The sequence below is a fragment of the Paraburkholderia sp. RL17-368-BIF-A genome (genome assembly GCF_046054045.1).
Taxonomy (GTDB): domain Bacteria; phylum Pseudomonadota; class Gammaproteobacteria; order Burkholderiales; family Burkholderiaceae; genus Paraburkholderia; species Paraburkholderia graminis.
The window spans coordinates 141,737-161,865 of sequence record NZ_JARESN010000014.1; the positions used below are offsets into that span (position 1 = coordinate 141,737).

Genomic DNA, 20,129 nt, shown 5'->3' on the forward strand with positions numbered 1-20,129 from the left:
CCTCAAAGTCACCAGCCGAGCGATGAAAAAAGCACCGGCACCTGGTCGAGCGTGGAGAGTGTTGCATCGGGCGTGTAATCGGGCAGTAGCGTGCGGCCCGTTGCACGATCGATCCATACGCAACGAAAGCCGATGTCGCGCGCGGCCGCGTGATCGAGATGCGGACTCGCGCAAATATGCACGACTTCATCGCGCGTCACGCCGAGTTGTTCATGCGCGTAATCGAATAGCCGCCGGTTCGGTTTGTACGCGCCCGCTTGCTGTGCAGTGATCACACGGTCGATAAAGCCGCCCAGTTGCGCGACGTTGCCGGCAATGATGTCGTCGTCGGTATTCGACACGATGCACAGGCTATAACCATCCCGCTTGAGTTGCCGCAATGTGTCGACTACTTCCGGAAACGGCGGCATCGCGGAAATGCGGTCCGTCAAAGTACGTATGTCGCGCTCGTCGCGCTCGTCGCTTTCGTCGCCGGGCAAGCCGAATTCGGCGAGCGCAATACGCAGCGCCGTGCCCGCGACTTCGCGAAACGTGCGATAAGGCGGAGTCTGCTCGAGTGCGTGTTCGTGCCGGTCGTAGACGGCGAGCAGCTTCGCGGGGTCCACGTCGTGGCCGCGCTTGCTCTGAAGAATCTCGCGTACTGCGGCTTGCAAACCTTCGTCCCACTGGATCAGTGTGCCGTAGCAGTCGAACGTCAGCCAGCGCGGGCGTGCGGTGTTTTGCAGTGACATGGAATGTGTTCCCGAAGTGATGGACCTGTGAATGGCGTTTAGCTTAGGCGCATTGACACTTATTGGAAAATTAAATTAACCTCTCGACGTCAGTTGCATCGCAAATAACGAAGCGAGTCCATCATGCTTGATCTCGACCTGTTGAATACGCTCATCTGCGTTGTCGATGAAGGCAGCTTCACGCGTGCCGGCGAGCGCGTGCATCGCACGCAATCCACGGTGAGCCAACAGGTTCGGCGGCTCGAAGAACTGGTCGGCCGCACGCTGCTGATGCGTGACCGCACCGGCAATCAGGTGACGCCAACCGAGCATGGCGAACTGCTCGCGCAATATGCGCGACGGCTGCTCGCGCTGGCGCAGGAAGCACAAGATGCGTTGACGAGCGACGTTGCGGTTACGCCGCTTCGCATAGGCGTTCCGGAAGATTTCGACGCGCGCCGCATGTCGGCCATGCTGTCGGGCTTTGTCAAAACGCGGCCAGGCGTCAGGCTCGAAACAGTGGCCGGCATGAGTGCCGATTTGCAGCGCAGGCTCACGAATGGCGAAATAGAAATCGCGCTGATCAAGCGCGAGCCGGCAAGCGGCGAGTGTCTCGCGTCGTGGCCGGAGTCGCTCGTGTGGGTGCAGGGCGCAAATGCACAAGCGCTGGAACCTTCTTCCGACGAACCCATTCCTCTCGCGCTATTTCCGCAAGGCTGCGTGTACCGGCAGCGCGCGATTCGCGGTCTCGACAAGGCGCATCGGCGCTGGCGCATTGCATTCGGAAGCCATAGTCTCACTGGCATTCAGGCCGCGGTGTCGTCGGGATTGGGCATTTCGGTTCTGCCCACTACAGCGGTACTGCCGGAGCATCGCTTATGCAACGGCTTACCGCCTTTACCGCCGACAGAGCTTGCGCTTGTCAGCTCCGGCGGCGTGCTCAATGCGCATCAACGCGCGCTCGTCGACTTTCTTCTCACGGAAATGAGTGGATAGAAAGAGTGCATAGAGCGGCCGGCTCGAAGCAAAAGCCGGCCGCCATGCTTTCACATCTACGAAAGGTGATGCACTTCCTGCAATCCGAACACGGGTGTCGGAATGCCTTCCATGCGAGCCTTGAGTTGCAGTGACAGATACTGCGAGTAATGCCGCGACTGATGCAGATTGCCGCCATGAAACCAGAGTGCTTCTTGCTGAGTGGGCTTCCACATGTTGCGCTGTTCGCCTTCCCACGGCCCTGGATCTTTTGTCGTGTTCGAGCCGAGGCCCCACACTTTGCCGACTTTATCGGCCACTTCGCGTGAGATGAGATCCGCGGCCCAACCGTTCATCGAACCATAGCCCGTTGCGTACACGACGAGATCCGCTTCGAGTTCGCTGCCGTCGCTCAGCAGCACAGAGTGCTCTTTCAGTTCGACTACATCGACGCCGCTTTTCAGCTTGATCTTGCCGTCGGCGACGAGTTGCGATGCGCCCACGTCGATGTAATAGCCGGAACCTCGCCGCAGGTACTTCATGAAAAGGCCGGAGTCGTCGTCGCCGAAATCGAGCATGAAGCCGCTCTTTTCCAGGCGCGCATAGAACTCCGCATCGCGCTCGCGAATCGCGTTGAAAACCGGGATCTGAAACTCGTGAAGCATCGCATATGGTATCGATGCGAAGGTCAGATCCGCTTTCGCGGTCGTCATGCCGGAGGCCACCGCGCGTTCCGAATAGAGATCGCCGAGCGCCAACTCCATTAGCGAATCGGACTTCACGATATGCGTGGACGACCGCTGCACCATCGTCACGTCGACGCCTGCTTCCCACAGCGCCGCGCAGATGTCGTGAGCCGAATTGTTCGCGCCGATCACGACGACCTTCTTGCCGTGATACGCGTCCGGCCCCGGATGCTGCGACGAATGATGCTGCTCGCCCTTGAATACATCCATGCCCTTGAAGCTCGGAATATTCGGCTTGCCGGACATGCCGGTCGCGAGCACGAGTTGCTTCGGGCGCAATGTGATGGGCTCTCCGCCTCGCTCGACTTCGACGATCCATTCGCCTTTCGCTTCGTCGTAGCGCGCCGATTTGCAGACGGTCGATCCCCAGTAGTTCAGCTCCATGACCTTCGTGTACATCTCGAGCCAGTCGCCGATCTTGTCCTTCGGCGTGAAGACGGGCCAGTTGTCGGGGAAGGGCAAGTAGGGCATATGGTCGTACCAGACCGGGTCATGCAGACACAGCGTTTTATAGCGCTTGCGCCATGCATCGCCAGGCCTTTCGTTCTTATCGACGATGATGGTCGGCACGCCGAGTTGCCGCAGCCGCGCACCGAGTCCGATGCCGCCTTGCCCGCCGCCGACAATCAGGCAATACGGTTGCTCCGCCGTGCCGAGCGTGTCGAGCTCGGCCTCGCGCCGCTCTTTCCAGCTCGTGCGATCGCGGCGTGCGCCGTGCTCGGCGCCCATCGGCCGAAGCGGCCCTTTGGGCTCTTCATGGCCCTTCAATTCGGCCATCGTGGTGAGCAGCGTCCAGATGCGGCCTTGCTTAAGTCGAATGAAGCCGGTGCCGCGCGCGACGCCGGTTTCGAACGCGATCCAGCCTTGCGCGACGCCGTCCGCTTCCGTTGCGGGCTCGTTATCCGCAAGCCGCAGCCTGGACGGTTTGATTGCGGCCAACTGCGTATTCAGCATCTCCGCGATCTGCTCACGGCCTTCGAGCGTCTTGATGTTCCAAGTGAATGCGACGAGATCGCGCCAGTAGCAGTCGGGCTGAAACAGGTCGACGGCGGCTTGTGTGTCGCCGCGTTTGAGCGCGGCTTCGAGGCTTTCCAGCACAGCGGAGATAGCCTGATTTGCAGTGTTTTCGGACATGGTTGCTCCTCCATATGAAACGGATAGTCGAACTTCGGTGAGAACGCGGGTTCTATGCCCGCTAAGGGAATCTGTGCAGCGCCGCTAACACTTGTGCGGCGGCAGAATATGCAGCTTCGCGATGCGTCGATACAAAGTCGCGCGCGATATGCCGAGTGCTTGCGCGGCCAGGTCCGTGCGCCACTTGGCGTCGTTCATCGCGTCGACGATGCGCCTGCGCTCGAGCGCTTCGCTCTCCGACATGAGCGGCATATCGTGCGGCGCGGTGTTTGCGTTGTTGGTGCTTGCTTCTGGCGATGCGGCGTGCGTGCGTCGGGAGATTCGCGCGGCGGCCGGTGCGCGCACACGCGCATAGAGCGGCGAGCCGGTATCGTTGAGCCTCAGCGATACGAGACCGCGGCTTGTCTTGGCGTCGAACAGACGCTCGGGCGGAACGTCGAAGATCTCCGACACATGGCGCGGCAACTGATTGAGCGCCGGCAGACATTCGCGTGCGCGCCGGTTCGCGGCGACTGCGTGGCCGCGTGCGTCGATGGCAATCAGAATCTCGGGCTGCGCCTCGACGTAATGGCGGTTGCGATGTGCGAGCAATACCCAGCAATCCGTTGCGGCATTCAGGAAGTAAGCGTCCTCGATCAGCAGCGCGCTTTGCCGCACGATGTGATTGACGAGCCGCTGGCTTTCGCGATCGTCGGGCGAACGTACGGCCGATGCATCGAGCACGCCGAGCAGTTCGCCGTGCAAACCGAAAATCGGCGACGCGCTGCACGTGAGCGTGGTGAAGGCCGCGCGAAAATGATCGCTGCGATGAACGGTAATCGGCTCCGCGTCGAGCAGCACGGTCGCGACGCCGCACGTGCCTTCCTCGCTTTCGGACCAGCATGAGCCGAGATAGAGTCCCGCGCGCTTGAAGTCGTGGCGGCGGTCCTTGTCGACGCGATAGTCGATCGTCACGCCTTTCGCGTCGGTGAGCATCACGCAGTAGTCGGCTTCGCGCACCATCTCGTGCAGCCGCGACAGACACTGGCCCGACGCGCGCAGAAACGATTCCTCGCGATGCTGCACGTCGCGCAATTCGGGCACCGTCAGAATGCGCGGCCCGGCGGTCGCGCCGGGATCGAGATGGTATTGCTCGAGCGAGCGCCTATACGACGAGGCAAGCCGTTTGCCGTCGGCGCCCGGACGCTGGGTCCGTCCTTCTATGACGTTGCATATGCGGTCGATATGTCTCGTGGACGGAACGTAGGGCATGACGAGCCTCCGGGCGAACTCAGCGCGAACTGGGTGCTGGAGACATTCTGCGCTACGCCGCACCGCGTGTCTCCGAAGCCTGAAACGTACGGTACGTTTGTAGCACGCGCGAATCGGGAGATCACACTGCAGTGCACCATCGGGGGCGGTGAGAATTTTTTCTCAAGGGCGAAGACGCACGCGACATGGCGCGTGCGCTGGCTTGCTGCAACAAAAACCGGCGCTCGTGCGCCGGTTCTTGCGGGAAGGGACGGACTTAGAACGTTTCCCAGTTTTCCGCGCCGGCGGTCTGGAGTTCGCGTTCCTTGAAGTGCGAGGACGATGAAGACGACGAGGAAGACGACGAGGAAGACGACGAGGAAGACGCCGGCAACGCCTTGCGCGCCGTGGCGCTAATAGCCTTCGACTTCGACGCCGGCACAACCGCCTTTTTCGGCGGCGTGGCGCCGCGCGCGGACATGGCTACACCCGTGCGCATTGCCCCTTGCCCACTATGCCCGGCCGCATCCACCCGGAAAACCGATACCGCCGAACGCAGGCTTTCGGCCTGATCCGCCATGGCCTGCGCGGCGGCGGTTGCCTGCTCGACGAGCGCCGCGTTTTGCTGAGTGACTTCGTCCATCTGCGTGACGGCCACGTTGACCTGCTCGATGCCCTTCGTTTGCTCCGACGACGCCGACGCGATCTCGCCCATGATGTCGGTCACCTGCTGCACCGAGCGCACGACTTCGCTCATCGTCTGACCTGCGTTTTCGACGAGTTGCGAGCCGCTCGCCACATGCGACGCGGAGGCTTCGATCAGTTCCTTGATCTCCTTCGCCGCTGTCGCGCTGCGCTGGGCGAGCGTGCGGACTTCGCCCGCGACGACCGCGAAGCCGCGGCCGTCTTCGCCTGCCCGAGCGGCTTCGACCGCTGCGTTCAGTGCGAGGATATTGGTCTGAAATGCAATTGCTTCGATCACCGAAATGATTTCGGTCACCTTCGTCGAACTCGATGAAATGTCGCGCATGGTCGACACGACCTGGTGAACCACTTCGCCGCCGGATGCCGCGGTCGTGGAAGCCGCCGCGGCGAGCGTGCTGCCCTGACGCGCGTTATCGGTGTTATTGCGCACCGTCGACGTCAACTCTTCCATGCTCGCCGCGGTCTGCTGGAGCGACGCGGCCTGTTCCTCGGTGCGTTGCGACAGGTCCTGGTTGCCTTGCGCGATCTCGCCGGCCGCCACCGAGATCGATTCCGCCGACGTCTTGATGCCCGACACGATCGTGGTGAGCTTCTCGCGCATTGCTTCGAGCGATGCCATCAGACTGCTCCGGTCGCCGGCTGCAACCTGCACGCGCACGGTCAGGTTGCCTTCTGCGATCTGCGCGGCCATTTCCTGCGCGGCGCGCGGCTCGCCGCCCAACTGCCGCAGAATGCTGCGCGAGATGAGCGCGGCAGTCGCGACGCCCAGCAGGAATGCGATCGCGGCAATGACCGAGATCATGGTGCGGACCGTCGAGTAGGTCGCGAAGGCGCTGAGCTGCGCTTCCTTGTTCTGCTCATCTTCGACGCGCGCGAGTTCCGTCGCGCGGGCAAGCCATGCTCGCTGCGGCGGCCGCGCGTTTTGCAGCAGCTCCTGCGTCGCAAGCGCGGCGTTCTGCGACAGTGCGAGATCCATCGCCTTGCGCAGCGGCGGCATCGCCGCGGCTTCGTCCTGCTTGAGCTGTTCGATCAGCGAGCGCTCCACCGAAGTCGTGGCCGGCTCCTGCGCGAACAGGCGAGTGAGTTGCTGGTAGGCGTCCGCATAATTCTGATCCTGCTTCTTGATGCGGTCCGCTTCCTGGGCAAGGTCGCGCGGCTCGGTGATCAACGCCAGGTTGCGTATCGCGATGGCGCGATCCTGAATCGACGCGCGCAATTCGTTCGCGAGACGGGTCTCCTCGTTATTCACGCGGGCAATACCGTCGAGACTATCGTTCAGCTCCGACAAGCCGAACAGCGCGATGCCGGCCAGCACGAGAAGCAACGCCGTCAGCAGGCCGAAGCCGGTTTGCAGGCGCGTGGAGACCTTCATGTTTTTCATTTCCGTTCCTGTATCCAGAAGAGGCGTACATCTGGTTTACGTCTGCCTGCCGGAATACTGAAGGGTGTTTGTAATTGAGGGTTTCACTGCGCGGGGCAAGGTGGCGCGGCTTGCCCACGCACGAGGCGATGCGCACGCGCCGCGGCGTCGAGGGCGCGAATGCCGTCGGCGACATTGGCGGCAATCTGCTGAAGCGCCTGCCGATGACCGGCCACGAGCGCGTCGTTGCCCGCACCGACCGGCTCGCTGACGACGCTGCGGCACGTCAGCACCGCTTCTTCGGACAACGCCCGCACGCTCCACACCGCGTCGATCAGCGCATGCGAGCCCGGCCACGATTCGAAGCGCTGCACACTCAATTTCACGCGATAAACCGACACGCCGGCCGGGCGCGGAGAACGCGAGACGTCGATCGCATCGAGCCGTTGCGCGAGTTCCTGCGAGAGCGCGAGACGGATTTCGTCGGCGGGCAACGACGCCCAACGGGCTTGCTCGAGCACGTCCACGCGAGTCGCGCTGGTCTGCACGACGAGCGCCGACCGCGCGACTTGCGCGGGCACGTCGACGGCCGCGACGTCGATCATCAGCAGAGGCGGCGCGGCACTGCGCACTTCGCTCGATGCGAGCCCGCCGGCGAGCGTATAAAAGCGGCTCGGCGGCGACGAACAGGCACTGAGCGCGCCGAGTGCGACGAATGCCACCGATGCGATCAATGCCGCGCATGGCGCGAGCGCGGCCAACCCGGCGAGCGGACGACGCGAATAGCGGCTCATGGCTTGTCCTCCGATTTGCCGCGCACGAGCGATTCCGGATGACGCTCCAGATAATCGGCCAACGCGTTCAGCGATTGCAGCGTGCGCGTCAGTTCCTGCAACGCCTGATGCATGTCGGCCTGCACCGGCGAATCCTGCCTGAGCGTGGCCTCCGCGGAACCGAAAGTCTGCTTCGCCGCCGCGAGCGTGTCGCGCGCCTGCGGCATGATCTCGGTGCTCAACTGCGTGAATAGCTTGTCGGCGTTCTTCAGCGAATTGTTCAGGTTCACGCCGATCTGATCGAAGGGCATGCGCTCCAGCTTCTTCGCGATCTCGGCGACCTGCGTTTGCAATGCGTCGAGCGAGTTCGGAATGGTCGGCAGTTCGAGCGGATCGCGCGCGGGATCGAAGCTCACGGGCGCGGCCTTCGGGAAAATATCGAGCGCCACATATAACTGACCCGTCAGCAGGTTGCCGGTGCGCAATTGTCCGCGCAGCCCGCGCTCGACGAGATGTTGCAGCAGCCGCTGATTTTCCACCGTCCCGGCTTTGGGGACCTCCGTGCCGTGCACCCGGCGCCTCAGCCGGTCGGGATACAGTTCCAGCGTGACGGGCATCGTGAAGCTGCGCGTCTTGGGATCGTAGTCGACGCCGATGTCCGTGACCTGGCCGAGCACGATGCCGCGGAAGTCGACCACCGCGCCCACCGACAATCCGCGCAGCGACTGGTTGAACTTCATCACGGTACGCACCGGCGTGGTGTCCGGCGCGCGCATCGCATCGGCTTCGTCGGACGCGAGATGGAAGCTCGAGTAGTCCGCGGCCTGCGGCCCCGGCGTCTGGCCCGGCGGCGCGCGGAACGACAGACCGCCGATCAGGATCGACGTAAGCGACTGCGTGTTCACGACAAAGCCGTTCGAATCGAGCCGCACATTGACGCCGCTTGCATGCCACCAGCGCGAATTCGTGCCGACGTACTGATCGTACGGCGCCGCCACGAATACCTGCATCGTCACGCCCGTGCCGTCCTTGTCGAGCGAAAGGCCGTACACCTGGCCGACCTGCACGCGCCGGTAAAAAATCGGCGAGCCAATGTCGATCGAGCCGAGCGAATCGCCGTGCAGCGTGAAGCGCCGGCCTTTCTGATCGCCGGTGACGGGCGGAGGCGCCTCGAGCCCGACGAACTCGCTGCGCGCCTCTTTCGAGCGGCCCGCGTCCACGCCGATATACGCTCCCGAGAGCAGCGTGCCGATGCCGGTTACGCCGCTCGCGCCGATTCGCGGACGCACCACCCAGAAGCGCGTGTCCTTCACCGCGAAGTCGTCGGCCTGGTTGCTCAATTGCACTGCCACCTGCACCTGCGAATGATCCTTCGACAGCGTGATGCTCTTCACCGAGCCGATCACGACGTCCTTGTACTTGACCTGCGTCTTGCCCGGCTCGAGACCTTCCGCGTTGTTGAAACTGATGGTGACCGCGGGGCCGCGTTCGGTGATCGACTTCACGACGAGCGCGATGCCGATGAGCGCCGCGATCAGCGGCACCACCCAGACGAGAGAGGGCAGCCAGCCGCGGCGCGGCTCGATGCCGGGATCGGGCGCGTCCGGCAGATCGGGCGGCGCGGCGGGGCCTTGCGGGCTATTCATGAGGCGGCTCCGTAACGGGGCGGGACATCGGCGGGCTGCCGCCTTCGAGGTTGTCCCAGATCAGTCGCGGGTCGAATTGCATCGACGCCAACATTGTCAGGATCACTACGCAACCGAACGCGAGCGCGCCGGGCCCGGCGGTGATGACGGCAAACGATTCGAAGCGCACGAGTGCGACGGTCAGCGTGATCACGAACACGTCGAGCATCGACCAGCGGCCGATGCGCTCGACAAGCCGGAACAGCTTCACGCGCTCCATCGGACGCCATGCCGAGCGGCGTTGCGCGGTTGCGGCGAGCAGCACGAGCACCCCGAGCTTGAGCATCGGCACGAGAATGCTCGCGACGAATACGACGATCGCTAGCGGCCACGACCCCGAGGTCCAGAAATAGATGACGCCGCTGATGATCGTGTCGTCTTCCGAGCCGACCAGCGACGACGTATGCATGACCGGCAGCAGATTGGCCGGGATATACAGAATCGCGGCCGAAATCAGCAGCGCCCACGTGCGTGCGAGGCTGTTCGGATTGCGCCGATGCAGGGCCGCGCCGCAACGCGGGCAAGACTGAGCAGCATGAGCGGCATGAGCGGCATGAGCGGTTGCGCGCCGCGCGACGCGTCCGCATGCGTGGCACGTGAGCAGGCCGGCTTTCGATGCGGTGAGTGTGTTCATCGCGTGACCCGGTGTTTGTGCCACGGACCGCGCGGAGCCGCGACCGGCAGCCAGTTGCCGCGCGTGCGTTCTGGCTGCGCTGCGCGGCGCGCGCGGATGTCGTCGGCGAAGTCCCAGAGCGTGCGCGGATCGAACATGACGACGAGCACCAGCATCAGCGTGAGCGCACCGAAGGCGAACAGCGCTGCGCCCGGAACCACGCGCGCGAGGCTCACCATCTTTACGATCGTGACCAGCACGCCGAGCATGAATACTTCGATCATGCCCCACGGCCGCACGAACTGAATGGCGCGTAGCACGCGATTAAAGCCCGGCGGCACGTAGCCCTGGCGAATGGAAGTCAGCACATATAGCAGTGCGGCCAGTTCGGTCAGCGGGAACAGCACCGTCGAGCAGAACACCATTGCCGCGACCAGTTGCATGTCCTCGTTCCATAGCGCGACGAGTGCGCCGAACAGGCTCGTGTGCGAAGTAACGCCGCCCGTTTCGAGTTCGAGGAGCGGCGTGCCGAGCGCGATGACGAACGTGAACAGCGACGCGAGCGTCAGCGCACAAATGCCGTCGAGGTTCGTCGACATGCCGCGATACAGGATCGCGCCGCAGCGCAGGCAATGGGCGGACGACTTTCCGCGCAACCGGCGCTTGCGGAACAGCGCGTCGCACTCGTGGCAGGCAACCAGGTTTTCTTCGTTCATACGGGCATCGGCGTCGGTATCGGCATTCACGGCGCTACCGGTTCCCACGACGGATCGGGATCGAACGATCGGAGCGCCGCCGCTTTTCTTGCCGACTGCGGCCCGAGGTTCTTCTGATAAACCTGGCCATCCTGATTAACGATGAAGCTCATCACGCCGGTCTTGCCGTATTCGGCGGGCCACGCAACGAGGCCATAGCCCTTCGTCAGCGCGCCGTTCTCGACATAGTCGAGCGCGCCGCCCTTCGCGTGCGAACCCTGCGCGCTCAGAATGCGAAAGCGATAACCGTGATAGCCCTCCTTGCTCACCGATCCGGTGTTCGGCATCGCGGCTGCGAGTGGGCCGAGCGGACTTTCCGCTTCGCCGGGAGCAGTGGGCCAATAGAGGCCGTCGTGCTGACCCGGTGTGCTGAGGAGGCGCTGCGCGTAATGGCCGGCCGATGCGCGATAGTCGCGCTGCGCATCGAGATAGGCAAGCGACGTCATGATCGCCGCGCGTTCGTTGCGGCCGATTCTGCGCGTGAGGATTTCATCGCTGCCCGCCGCGGGATCGAAACGCCAGCCGCTTGATGCCTGCACGAGCGGAATCGGCAGCGTCCAGCCGCCGGTGCCGACCGACAGATGCTTGCTTGGGCGGCCATGAAGCGGCGCGGCGTCGTCGACGATGCGATGGCCCGCAGCCCACGCGCCCAGGAACTCGTAGATGTCCTCGTCGCCGACGTCCTTCGACGGAATGAAGCGGTCGTAGTGCTGGCCGAGCACGTGCTGCATGGCCGCGTGGTCGTTGATGGCGAGCGCGTCGGCGAATGCATCGGCGGCGGCTTCCGGTGTCGGATAGACGGCTTGCGCATGCGCCGGTGCCGCGCAGACGAGTAGCGACGAGATCGCAATCGTCGTGTGTGCAAGATGGCGGGACAGCGGCAGTGTGGTGAATCTCGCGAGGCAAGCGCGAATCGATTGAATGTGGTTCATGAGCGGCTCCTGGGTATCGTTCAACGTTGCCGGCCGAGGTGGCGTTGTCCACCGCCGCCCGCGCCGAAGCCGCCGCGTTCATGTCCACCGCCGCCTGCACCGAAGCCGCCGCGTTCCTGTCCACCGCCGCCTGCGCCGAGGCCGCCGCGCTCCTGTCCGCCGCCGCCTGCGCCGAGGCCGCCGCGCTCCTGTCCGCCGCCGCCTGCGCCGAGTCCGCCGCGTTCCTGTCCACCACCGCCTGCACCGAGGCGGTTGTGCGAGCCGGCTTGCGCCTGGCGGCTCGCTTGGCCGCGCTCGATGTCCTGCCGTGCGGCCGGGCCGTTGCCCGCGCCGCGCAGCGCGTTGTCGCGATTGACGTTCTGCGCGCTCGCGCGAATGTTGCCGGCGTTCGTACCGCCATGCTGAATGCCTTGCAGACGCTCGCTCGCGCTGCCGCCGAGATTTTGACCAGTGCGGTTCTGCAGCGCCTGCTGCGCTTGTGCGCGTGACGCGGAGACGTCGCGCCCGCGGTAAGCGTCGCGCTGCACGCCGCCGCCGAGATTCGCCGATGCGTTGCGGTTGAACGTCGTGTCGCGATTCCATCGCGTGGTGTTGCTGTTCACGTCGAGGCGCCGGTTCACGTTGATGTTGTTGTATCGGTTCACATTGATGTTGACGTTGTGGTTGTTCCAGTTGACGTCGCTCCACAACGCGCTCGTGATCGCGATGCCCACGCCGAACGCGAGACCCGCGGCGAGCCCGCTCGCGACCGCATAGCCGGGCGGCGGCGGCACATACACGGGCGGATAGGCAGGGTAGGGCCACACGCCGTACACCACCGTCGGGTTATACGTCGGCACATAAACGACCTCCGGATTGACCGGCACGATCTGAATCGTGCTCTGTTCGACGATGACCTTCTGCTGTTCGGTCGTCTTCAGATTGCCGGCTGTTTGCGCCTGTTTGCGCAGACGTTGCACGGAGTCCATCACGTCGTTCGGCTGCGCGAGAAACGCGTTGCCGAGTTGCGCGACCCAGTCGGGCTTCGACGCCATCGTCGCGAGCACCTGTGGAAACGCCACCAGCGATTGCACGCTCGGGTCCCACGGTTCTGCGGCGACGGCTCTGACCGCGTCGTCGCCCTTGCTGTTCGGATTCGCCTTCGACCATGCCGCCGCGGACGTGACTTCCTGCGGAAAGGTCGTGGCCATCAGCACCTGGGCGAGCAATGCGTCGGGATAGAGCGCGATCGGCGCGGTCAGCGAATCGAGTTGCTGACTGGATATCTTCGCCGAGGTTTGCGCGTGGGCCGCGGGAGTCGCGACATCGAGCATGACCGGCAAGCCGGCCAGTATGGCAATCGCGATTAGCGTTGCCCCCTGGATTGCGCTTGAGCGTTTCACGATGGAATCTCCGTGTGTCGAAGTTGCATGTCTCGTTGTGATGTGGATGAGGGCGGGCTCGTGGTGTGCGCTCGTGCTTGCACATGAATCGACGGGCACGGCGTGACGAACATTGGACTGCGAAATGCGGGAATGGAATGGGCGTGTGCGGCAAGCGTGTCAGGCATTCGTGTCGGTATATCCCCGTTTCGATGGCGAGATTATTAGCTCTATTCCATATGGAATTGCAATGCTCGAGCCAAATAAATTCGGGTTGAACTTGGCGAAAGGATGATCTATGACACGCCGTATTCAATTAGCACTTGGACAGGTTAATGCAGGTCCGAAAAAACGTAGGCATATCTAAGCATAGCCTTGCATTTGCTAATGGACTTTTCTATCTTCCAAGCAGGAAGAATCATTCGGTGAAGAGAATCGTAGCGCATGAATCGGTGCGCACGGTGTTAAGCAAAGCTGTTCACGTTTAGCTGCATTGCTCTCGGCTGCCGCGAGCCTGCCACGTAAGATGCGTTGAGCTGTGCGCCTCGCAGACTGCCCTTGTTCAGCAGATGCATGAGCCGTCAGTGTTCCTCACTAGAAGGTTTCAAATGAAGCGAATCGCCGCATTGATTCTGGCAAGCGCGAGCGCGCTTGCTTATGCCCAGAAACCGGCAACCTATCCCGCGCATGGACAAAGCCAACAGCAGCAGATGTCGGATGACGGCGCGTGCTATGCCTGGGCGAACCAAAGCACCGGCATCGATCCGGCTGTCGTCGCGCAGACGCCCGCGCCACCAGCGGGCCCGACCGGCGCGCGCGTCAGAGGGGCGGCGCGAGGCGCGGCCGCGGGTGCGATCGTCGGGGACGTGAGCGGCAATGATGCGGGACACGGCGCCGCGGTGGGCGCGACCGCGGGCGTGCTCGCCGGCGGAGTGCGCAGCCGTCAGCAGCATGCGGCGCAGGCGCAGTCCGCTACAGCGTCGCAGCAATCTTCGATGACGACTTATTGGCATGCATACGGCGCGTGCATGCAAGGCAAGGGCTACACCGTTCAATAGCGATAGCGGGCAACGGGCGACAGGCTCGCATCGCATTTCATCGCATCTCATCCGCGCGGCCTGACGCCGGTCATTCTCCCGCAGCGGCGAGCAGCGATACGGGCACGCCGCGGCAGCTCACTGTCGCTAGTACCGCGACGCCTTCTTTGCCATTGAGCTTCACGCCTGTCTCGTCCCGAGATAACTGCCTGTCGACCCGCACGAGGTTAAGCGGCCACGATGCACGCGACAACCGTTCATGCGCGATCGAGCCGATCCACAGCGGCACGGCGGACGTGCCGTTATCGACCGCATAGCCGCTCGGCCAGAAGCGCAGCACGTCGCGTCGATTGCGCGTGTCGCCGGGACGCATGAACACGAGCGACGACGGCACGCCGTTGTTCAGCTTCGGCAACACGGGCAACGCGGTCGCGGGCACATCGGGCGAGGCGAGCGAAAGCAGGCTATGCACGGAGAGCGTCGTGCCCTCGATCCATCCCTGCTCGCGCAATTGCCGGCGCAGCGTATCGCCGTCGGACACCCATTGCAGCGTGAGCGGCTCCTTGCGGTCGCCGCCCATATCCGAGCGATAGCAGGGAAGTTGCTTCCACACCGAATCCGTCCATTGCTGCTGCGTCACGTGCGTGAGCGGCAGCGGCACCAGCGTCAGGCCGCCCGCCGGCGCGCCGCTCATGCCGACGCCGGACTGGACGCCCACGCTCGCGAGCACCGTCACGAGCATGACGGCCGGCATCCAGCGGCGCGCGGGCGGCGGCTGCGGATGCCGCAATATCGCGGTGAGCGCGACAATCGCCACCCACACATAGGCGAGCGCCGCGCCGCCGATCGCGTCCGACACCCAGTAGCGGCCGAAGTACACGCCCGCCAGCGCGACGACGATGACGACAAGCGTGCTCGCGGTGACGACGAGCAGACCCTCGAGCATGCCGACCCGCCGCGCGAGCAGGAACGCAAGAAAGCCATACACGATGACGGTCGCCGCCACGTGATTGCTCGGGAATACGTAGGCGTCGGTCATCAGCGCGTTCGGCGCGGCGCGTTGCATCGCGAGTTGCAACGCGAAGATCAGCAACTGCGAAAAGAGCACGGCCGCGAGCCAGTAGCCGACGGTGCGCCAGCGCCGCTCCCATGCCATCCACAGCGTGACGGCGACGATCAGCGCGGCGAGCGTGCCGGTGCTGCCGAGCGTCGCGAGGCCGGCGAGCAGCGAGTCGCCCCACGGCGTGCGCACCGATTGCATGAAGCGATAGACGGACTGGTCGACGTGCGTCAGCGGGTCGCCGCTGATCACGTCTTCGAGGATGCCGAAGAACAGTGCGCCGCATACCAGCACGATCAGCGACGCAGCGAGGATGCTGGTCGCATCCGGCGCTTCGGGATCGAGCAGTCTGCGCGCGACGCGGCCGACCGGCCCCGGATGACGGCAAGCCCAACTGCCGAGGTGGCGGCCGGCTGCATTCGACCATGCGTGAGCGTGCGACAGCAGAAAAGCCGCCGCGCGATAGCTGAGCCAGATGCTCGCGACGAGCAACGCGAGAATCACGACGAGCCGGAACGACACCGCGCCGGCAAGCAGCACCGACGCGCCGAACACGACGCCCGGCAGGATATGCGCGGGCGCCCACAGCAGCGCGGACAGCACGTTCATCGCGTAAAAGCGCACGGGCGACATGCCGAGCATGCCGGCGACGACCGGCACGATTGCGCGCAACGGTCCGGCGAAGCGCGCGAGCACGACGCTCTTCGCGCCGTGCTTGCCGAAGAAGCGGTAACCGGCTTCCAGCACTTCGGGATGACGGGAGAACGGCCAGAGCTTGACGATCCGGCTCTTGTAGCGGCTGCCGATCCAGAAGCTGAGGCCGTCGCCGGCGATGGCGCCCGCGATCGCCCACGCGAGCACCCAGCCGAGGCTCAGCGAGCCGGTGCCTGTGAGCGCGCCCGCGAGAAACATCGCGGTGCTGCCGGGAACGAATGTGCCGATGACGGCAACCGACTCGAGAAAGGCCGCGAGGAATACGACCGTGAGCAGCCATTCCGGATGACCGGCCAGCAGGTGCAGGAGGTGGACGTACGCTTGCTCCATCGTGCGCGATCAGCCGTTTGGGCCGTTTGGGCGTGACGGTCGATCATAACGCGCGCGGAGGGTTTGTATCGTCGGCGGTGGGTGTGCGGTGGGGTTTGGGCGGGGTGCGGCCGGTGCGTGCCCGATGATGCTGGGGGTGCCGATCGCTACAAACCGTGGCCGCGGGTGCCGGTCATGCCCGCGGGTGCGCGTCGATGCCACTAGTGCGTGCTTGCCAGTGCCGGTCGTCCTGGTTTCTGCACGCGCTTTCCTCACGCGCCGGCACGCGCGAGGAAAGCCCGTCAAACGCTAAGCGTCACGCTCACGAAGCCGAAAGCTGGTCGCCCGAAACATGCACGCGTTCGCCGACCTGGACCGGCGGCTGCGTCTGATAGTCGAAGTTGCGGTAGCTGCCGTCCTGCATGCGCACCTGCACCTGATAGCTCGTCTGCTTGCGCACCGCATGCTCGATGCCGTTGCCCGCCAGCCCGCCGCCCACGGCGCCGGCGATCGTCGTCAGGATCTTGCCGCGTCCGCCGCCGATCTGATTGCCGACAAGCCCGCCCGCGACCGCGCCGCCGAGTGCGCCGAGGCCGGTCGTCGGCTCGGGCGACTGCACGGTGTTGATCGCGACCACTTCGCCGGCGTACGGATCGGCGGGAACCGGGCGTGTCGCGGGTTCGTTGGCCGTCTGGTAGCCGTTGTTGTTCGCGTAGCGGGGCGCAGTCGCGCCGCCGCTATGCGTGCGATGCACCGGCGGTTTCGCGGGCGCGACATGCTGCGCCGGCTCTTGCGCCGTTTGCGCGGCGGGTTGCTGTACGGCTTGCGGCACGGCCTGCTGCGTCGTTTGCTGCGCCGCCGACGGCTGCTGCGCGTTGAGCGTGCCGTTCGCGCTTTGCGCGGCGAGCGCCGCGGGCGAAACCGCGGGTTCGGTCACTGCATGCGACGTGGGCAGCAAGCCGGTCATCGCGGCGATCCCCGTCGCGCTTGCGACGATGACGGCCACCGCTGCGCCGGCGATCAACGGATGGATACGGCTGCGCGGTGAAGTGCTGGTCGTGACGTTCGTGTTCATTGCGGTCTCCGCGGGGTAGGTGCCTGCAATAACGGTTGCGCGACGCGTCCGGTGCACGTTCCGCCCGCGCTGCTTTGTAAGGATTTGTACGACTTTGTACAGCGGCAGGCGGCCGGAGGCGAAACGCGGACATAAGCTGTTACGAGCGTGAACGAAGCAGGCTGCGGTTCGTCATACAGGTTGAGCGGCGCGTTATCGCGCGCAGTCGAACGGACGGAAATGACGGAGTGGAGCAATGAAAATCGTAATGGGCCGTATGGCAGCAACAGTGGTGATCGCGGCGTCCCTGTGCGGCGCGGTCGGAACGGCGTGCGCGCAGTCGGGCGGCACGCGCGCGGTGCCGTCTACCGGAAACGTGGCTGGCGGCGGCGGAACGGTCGGCTCGACGCTCACGCCTTCGCCGGGACTTGCGACGCCTGGCGGCTCTATTGGCACAGGCCTCAGCGCAGGCGGCGTCGGCACGGGTCTGAACTCAGGCCACGTCCCTAACACGATGCGAGCGAACGGCACGAGCCTGAATCAGAACCCCGATCCGCGAGTGCCGAGTCTCAGCGGCAGGCCGGCGGCGCCGCGCTAGATCGACGCGCGCGAGCGGTGGTTTGCAGCGCATAAGCGGCTTTAAAATGAACGCTTCATCCACCGGTTCACCCCATCACAGGAAGCGCGCATGGCATACGGCGAGCACAACTACCAGGTCTCCGTTCAATGGACGGGCAATCGCGGCAGCGGCACATCCGGCTATCGTGACTACAGCCGCGACCACGTGATCGCTTCGGGAAGCAAGCCGGACATTCCGGGCTCGTCCGACGCCGCGTTTCTCGGCGACGCAAAGCGGTGGAACCCCGAGGATTTGCTGGTCGCGGCGGCCTCGGCGTGTCACAAGCTGTGGTATCTGCACCTTTGCTCGGACGCGGGCATTGTCGTCGTCGACTATCGCGACGACGCCGAAGGGACCATGCTCGACAGTCCGCAGCAGGGCCGCTTTTCGCAGATCGTGCTGCGTCCGCGCGTCGTCATTCAGGCGGGCGGCAACGCCGAACTGGCGCAGCAGCTGCACCACGCGGCGCATGAGAAGTGCTATATCGCGAACTCGGTCAATTTTCCGATTCTGTGCGAGCCGGCGATCGAAACGCGTGCGGGCTGAGCACTAACGCGCGCCTTTACCGGACGTTCAACGCGCTTTACCGATTGCCGTCGAGCAACTCGCCCAGCAGTTCGTCGAAGGCGGCCTGCGCGTCTTCCAGTTCCTGCAGCGCGGCGTCGAAAGTTTGCAGCGCGAATTGCGAGGGATTGCCGCTGCCGGCCGGCGGAAACTGCGACTGCAACGAAGCGAACGCGGTCTTGACCCGCTGGGTCGCCGTCAATACGCGCTCCATTGCGGCGGCTTCTTCCGCCCGCGCTTTCTCGTGATCGATGTTGTCCATGAAAACTCCGTGTTCGCCGACGCGTTGCCGGCGTCAGATTGATGCCACCTGCGATGCAACGTTGATGCAACGCGCACCCCGTGAAAAGGCGTGACTATGCCACGTTCGCACTCACGATAGCGGCAAGCCGCTGTCCGCCTTCACCTCGCGCAACGATAGCGCCGATTCCACCGACGTCACGCCAGGCAGGCTACGCATCTGGTCGCGCATGAAAGTGCCGTAGTCGTCGAGATCGCGCGCGACCACTTGCAGGATATAGTCCGCGCTGCCCGACACGTTGTGGCACGCGATGATGCGCGGTATCGCCTGCACCTCGCGCTCGAAGCGGTTGGCGAGATTCTTGTCGTGCACGGCAAAGCGCACGAGAACGAAAGCGACCACGCCGAAGCCGAGCGCCGGACGCGCGAGCACGGCGCGATAGTGGCCAATATAGCCTTCGTTTTCCAGGCGCTTGAGCCGCCGCGCGCAAGGCGTCTCGCTCAGCCCGACGAGTTCGGCGAGCTTCGCATTCGACATGCGGCCGTCTTTTTGCAGCGCCGCGAGAATCGCGCGGTCGGTCTTGTCGAGGTCGGTTGTCATGGTCGGGCGGCCGATGTTTTGTGCTGGGGGAAAGCTGATGTAGATGACGCGATGTTAGCGTATTCCACCAAACCTCACGCCGCCGCGCCGGAAATTCGCCAACAAACCCTCCTTCGACGATAGCAAGATAGAGCCATCGAATCCACGAGGCTCTCATGATTTCCGCACATCTTCTCGCCGTCTATATCGCCGCGCTGCTGGTCGTCTACGCGGTGCCTGGCCCGGACATGGCGCTGATCCTGCAAACCAGTATTGGGCGCGGCGTGCGCAGCGGTTTCGCGGCGGCTTGCGGGCTCGGCGTCGCGCGTGCGACGCATGTCACGCTGTCCGCTTGCGGCGCGGCCGCGCTGCTTCGCAACGCGCCGTGGCTATACGACGTCGTGCGCTATGGCGGCGCGGTTTATCTCGCCTGGGTCGGCATCCAGATTTTTCGCTCGCCGGTGTTCGCGTTGCCCGAGGGCGGCGCCGCGCGCGACGGGACCGGCGGCGTGCAGCAGCAGGCTTCGCAGGCGGGCATGCCGCAGTTGCGGGCTTCGTTCGTCAAGGGCTTGCTGACCAACCTGCTGAATCCGAAGGCGCTGCTGTTCTGTTCGGTGCTGTTGCCGCAGTTCGTGCGTCCCGAAGCGGGACCGGTCGTATTGCAGATGATCGAGCTGGGTTCGGTGCTGCTCGCCGTCGGCTTCTGCTTCGACCTGGCGTACGCAGTCGGCGCGGCGCGGATCGCCCAATGGATGCGCGCGCATCCGCTTGCTCAAACGCTGCAGCGCTGGACTTTTTCGGCGGCGCTGATCGGCTTCGCGGTGCGGCTGTCGCTCGATTGACGCGGCTTTGGCGGACGCCTGCGAGTTAACGCTGCCGACGCTACGACCCACAGCCGGCGTCGCGACGACGCCGGCCGGGGGGGGGGGGGGCCGGAAAAAGGGCCCCCGCCCCCCCGCCGGGGGGGTATTGA

19 protein-coding genes are annotated in these 20,129 nt (G+C 64.5%); 5 read left to right on the forward strand and 14 right to left on the reverse strand.

Features of this window, described 5'->3' with window-relative positions; translation table 11 throughout:
• Positions 1–8 precede the first annotated feature (8 nt).
• The gene (locus P0D87_RS23150; RefSeq protein ID WP_053859407.1) at positions 9–731 is read right to left on the reverse strand and encodes a haloacid dehalogenase type II; all 723 of its coding nucleotides are present in this window, start codon (positions 729–731) and stop codon (positions 9–11) included.
• Positions 732–854: 123 nt separating this feature from the next.
• Between P0D87_RS23150 and P0D87_RS23155 the strand changes: the two genes are divergently transcribed.
• A complete protein-coding gene (locus P0D87_RS23155; RefSeq protein ID WP_053859406.1) occupies positions 855–1,706 on the forward strand; it encodes a LysR substrate-binding domain-containing protein in 852 nt (283 codons plus the stop codon).
• 56 nt (positions 1,707–1,762) lie between these two features.
• On the opposite strand, the gene P0D87_RS23160 is transcribed toward P0D87_RS23155, so the two are convergent.
• From P0D87_RS23160 to P0D87_RS23200, 9 genes are all read right to left on the reverse strand, one after another.
• Complete coding sequence (locus P0D87_RS23160; protein ID WP_053859405.1) at positions 1,763–3,565, reverse strand: NAD(P)/FAD-dependent oxidoreductase; 1,803 nt, start codon at positions 3,563–3,565, stop codon at positions 1,763–1,765.
• Positions 3,566–3,649: 84 nt separating this feature from the next.
• The gene (locus P0D87_RS23165; protein ID WP_053859404.1) at positions 3,650–4,816 is read right to left on the reverse strand and encodes a sigma-54-dependent Fis family transcriptional regulator; all 1,167 of its coding nucleotides are present in this window, start codon (positions 4,814–4,816) and stop codon (positions 3,650–3,652) included.
• Positions 4,817–5,072: 256 nt separating this feature from the next.
• Complete coding sequence (locus P0D87_RS23170; RefSeq protein WP_053859403.1) at positions 5,073–6,881, reverse strand: methyl-accepting chemotaxis protein; 1,809 nt, start codon at positions 6,879–6,881, stop codon at positions 5,073–5,075.
• An 83-nt stretch (positions 6,882–6,964) separates the two neighbouring features.
• Entirely contained in the window at positions 6,965–7,654 is a 690-nt protein-coding gene (locus P0D87_RS23175) for a PqiC family protein (RefSeq protein WP_053859402.1), read from the reverse strand.
• A complete protein-coding gene (locus tag P0D87_RS23180; RefSeq protein WP_053859401.1) occupies positions 7,651–9,279 on the reverse strand; it encodes a PqiB family protein in 1,629 nt (542 codons plus the stop codon). Before P0D87_RS23180 ends, P0D87_RS23175 begins: the two co-directional genes overlap by 4 nt.
• Positions 9,272–9,952, reverse strand: coding sequence for a paraquat-inducible protein A (locus P0D87_RS23185; RefSeq protein ID WP_053859400.1), 681 nt, complete (start codon positions 9,950–9,952; stop codon positions 9,272–9,274). Before P0D87_RS23185 ends, P0D87_RS23180 begins: the two co-directional genes overlap by 8 nt.
• A complete protein-coding gene (locus P0D87_RS23190) occupies positions 9,949–10,647 on the reverse strand; it encodes a paraquat-inducible protein A (protein ID WP_053860740.1) in 699 nt (232 codons plus the stop codon). The genes P0D87_RS23185 and P0D87_RS23190 overlap by 4 nt, the downstream gene beginning before the upstream one ends.
• 26 nt (positions 10,648–10,673) lie before the next feature.
• Positions 10,674–11,618 carry a DUF2950 domain-containing protein gene (locus P0D87_RS23195; RefSeq protein WP_053859399.1) on the reverse strand — a complete coding sequence of 315 codons (945 nt, stop codon included), beginning with the start codon at positions 11,616–11,618 and terminating at the stop codon, positions 10,674–10,676.
• Positions 11,619–11,638: 20 nt separating this feature from the next.
• The gene (locus P0D87_RS23200; protein ID WP_171799987.1) at positions 11,639–13,000 is read right to left on the reverse strand and encodes a DUF3300 domain-containing protein; all 1,362 of its coding nucleotides are present in this window, start codon (positions 12,998–13,000) and stop codon (positions 11,639–11,641) included.
• Positions 13,001–13,587: 587 nt separating this feature from the next.
• On the opposite strand from P0D87_RS23200, the gene P0D87_RS23205 reads away from it, so the two are divergent.
• Positions 13,588–14,037, forward strand: a complete 450-nt coding sequence (locus P0D87_RS23205) for a glycine zipper domain-containing protein (RefSeq protein WP_053859397.1) — start codon at positions 13,588–13,590, stop codon at positions 14,035–14,037.
• Positions 14,038–14,107: 70 nt separating this feature from the next.
• Here the strand turns inward: P0D87_RS23205 and P0D87_RS23210 are convergent, their stop codons facing one another.
• Together P0D87_RS23210 and P0D87_RS23215 are read right to left on the reverse strand one after the other, a co-directional pair.
• Complete coding sequence (locus tag P0D87_RS23210; RefSeq protein WP_053859396.1) at positions 14,108–16,120, reverse strand: bifunctional DedA family/phosphatase PAP2 family protein; 2,013 nt, start codon at positions 16,118–16,120, stop codon at positions 14,108–14,110.
• Between the two features lie 301 nt (positions 16,121–16,421).
• Positions 16,422–17,174 (reverse strand): glycine zipper 2TM domain-containing protein, encoded by a 753-nt coding sequence (locus tag P0D87_RS23215; protein ID WP_053859395.1) that lies wholly within the window; start codon positions 17,172–17,174, stop codon positions 16,422–16,424.
• A gap of 235 nt (positions 17,175–17,409) precedes the next feature.
• On the opposite strand from P0D87_RS23215, the gene P0D87_RS23220 reads away from it, so the two are divergent.
• Together P0D87_RS23220 and P0D87_RS23225 are read left to right on the forward strand one after the other, a co-directional pair.
• Complete coding sequence (locus P0D87_RS23220; protein WP_006052068.1) at positions 17,410–17,751, forward strand: hypothetical protein; 342 nt, start codon at positions 17,410–17,412, stop codon at positions 17,749–17,751.
• Between the two features lie 90 nt (positions 17,752–17,841).
• Positions 17,842–18,318: an OsmC family protein gene (locus P0D87_RS23225; protein ID WP_053859394.1), complete on the forward strand. Its 477-nt coding sequence runs from the start codon at positions 17,842–17,844 to the stop codon at positions 18,316–18,318.
• 37 nt (positions 18,319–18,355) lie between these two features.
• Here the strand turns inward: P0D87_RS23225 and P0D87_RS23230 are convergent, their stop codons facing one another.
• Together P0D87_RS23230 and P0D87_RS23235 are read right to left on the reverse strand one after the other, a co-directional pair.
• Positions 18,356–18,598 carry a hypothetical protein gene (locus P0D87_RS23230; RefSeq protein WP_053859393.1) on the reverse strand — a complete coding sequence of 81 codons (243 nt, stop codon included), beginning with the start codon at positions 18,596–18,598 and terminating at the stop codon, positions 18,356–18,358.
• Between the two features lie 111 nt (positions 18,599–18,709).
• Positions 18,710–19,177 (reverse strand): Lrp/AsnC family transcriptional regulator, encoded by a 468-nt coding sequence (locus tag P0D87_RS23235; protein ID WP_006052071.1) that lies wholly within the window; start codon positions 19,175–19,177, stop codon positions 18,710–18,712.
• Positions 19,178–19,332: 155 nt separating this feature from the next.
• Between P0D87_RS23235 and P0D87_RS23240 the strand changes: the two genes are divergently transcribed.
• Positions 19,333–19,998, forward strand: a complete 666-nt coding sequence (locus P0D87_RS23240) for a LysE family translocator (RefSeq protein ID WP_053859392.1) — start codon at positions 19,333–19,335, stop codon at positions 19,996–19,998.
• Positions 19,999–20,129: the final 131 nt, after the last annotated feature.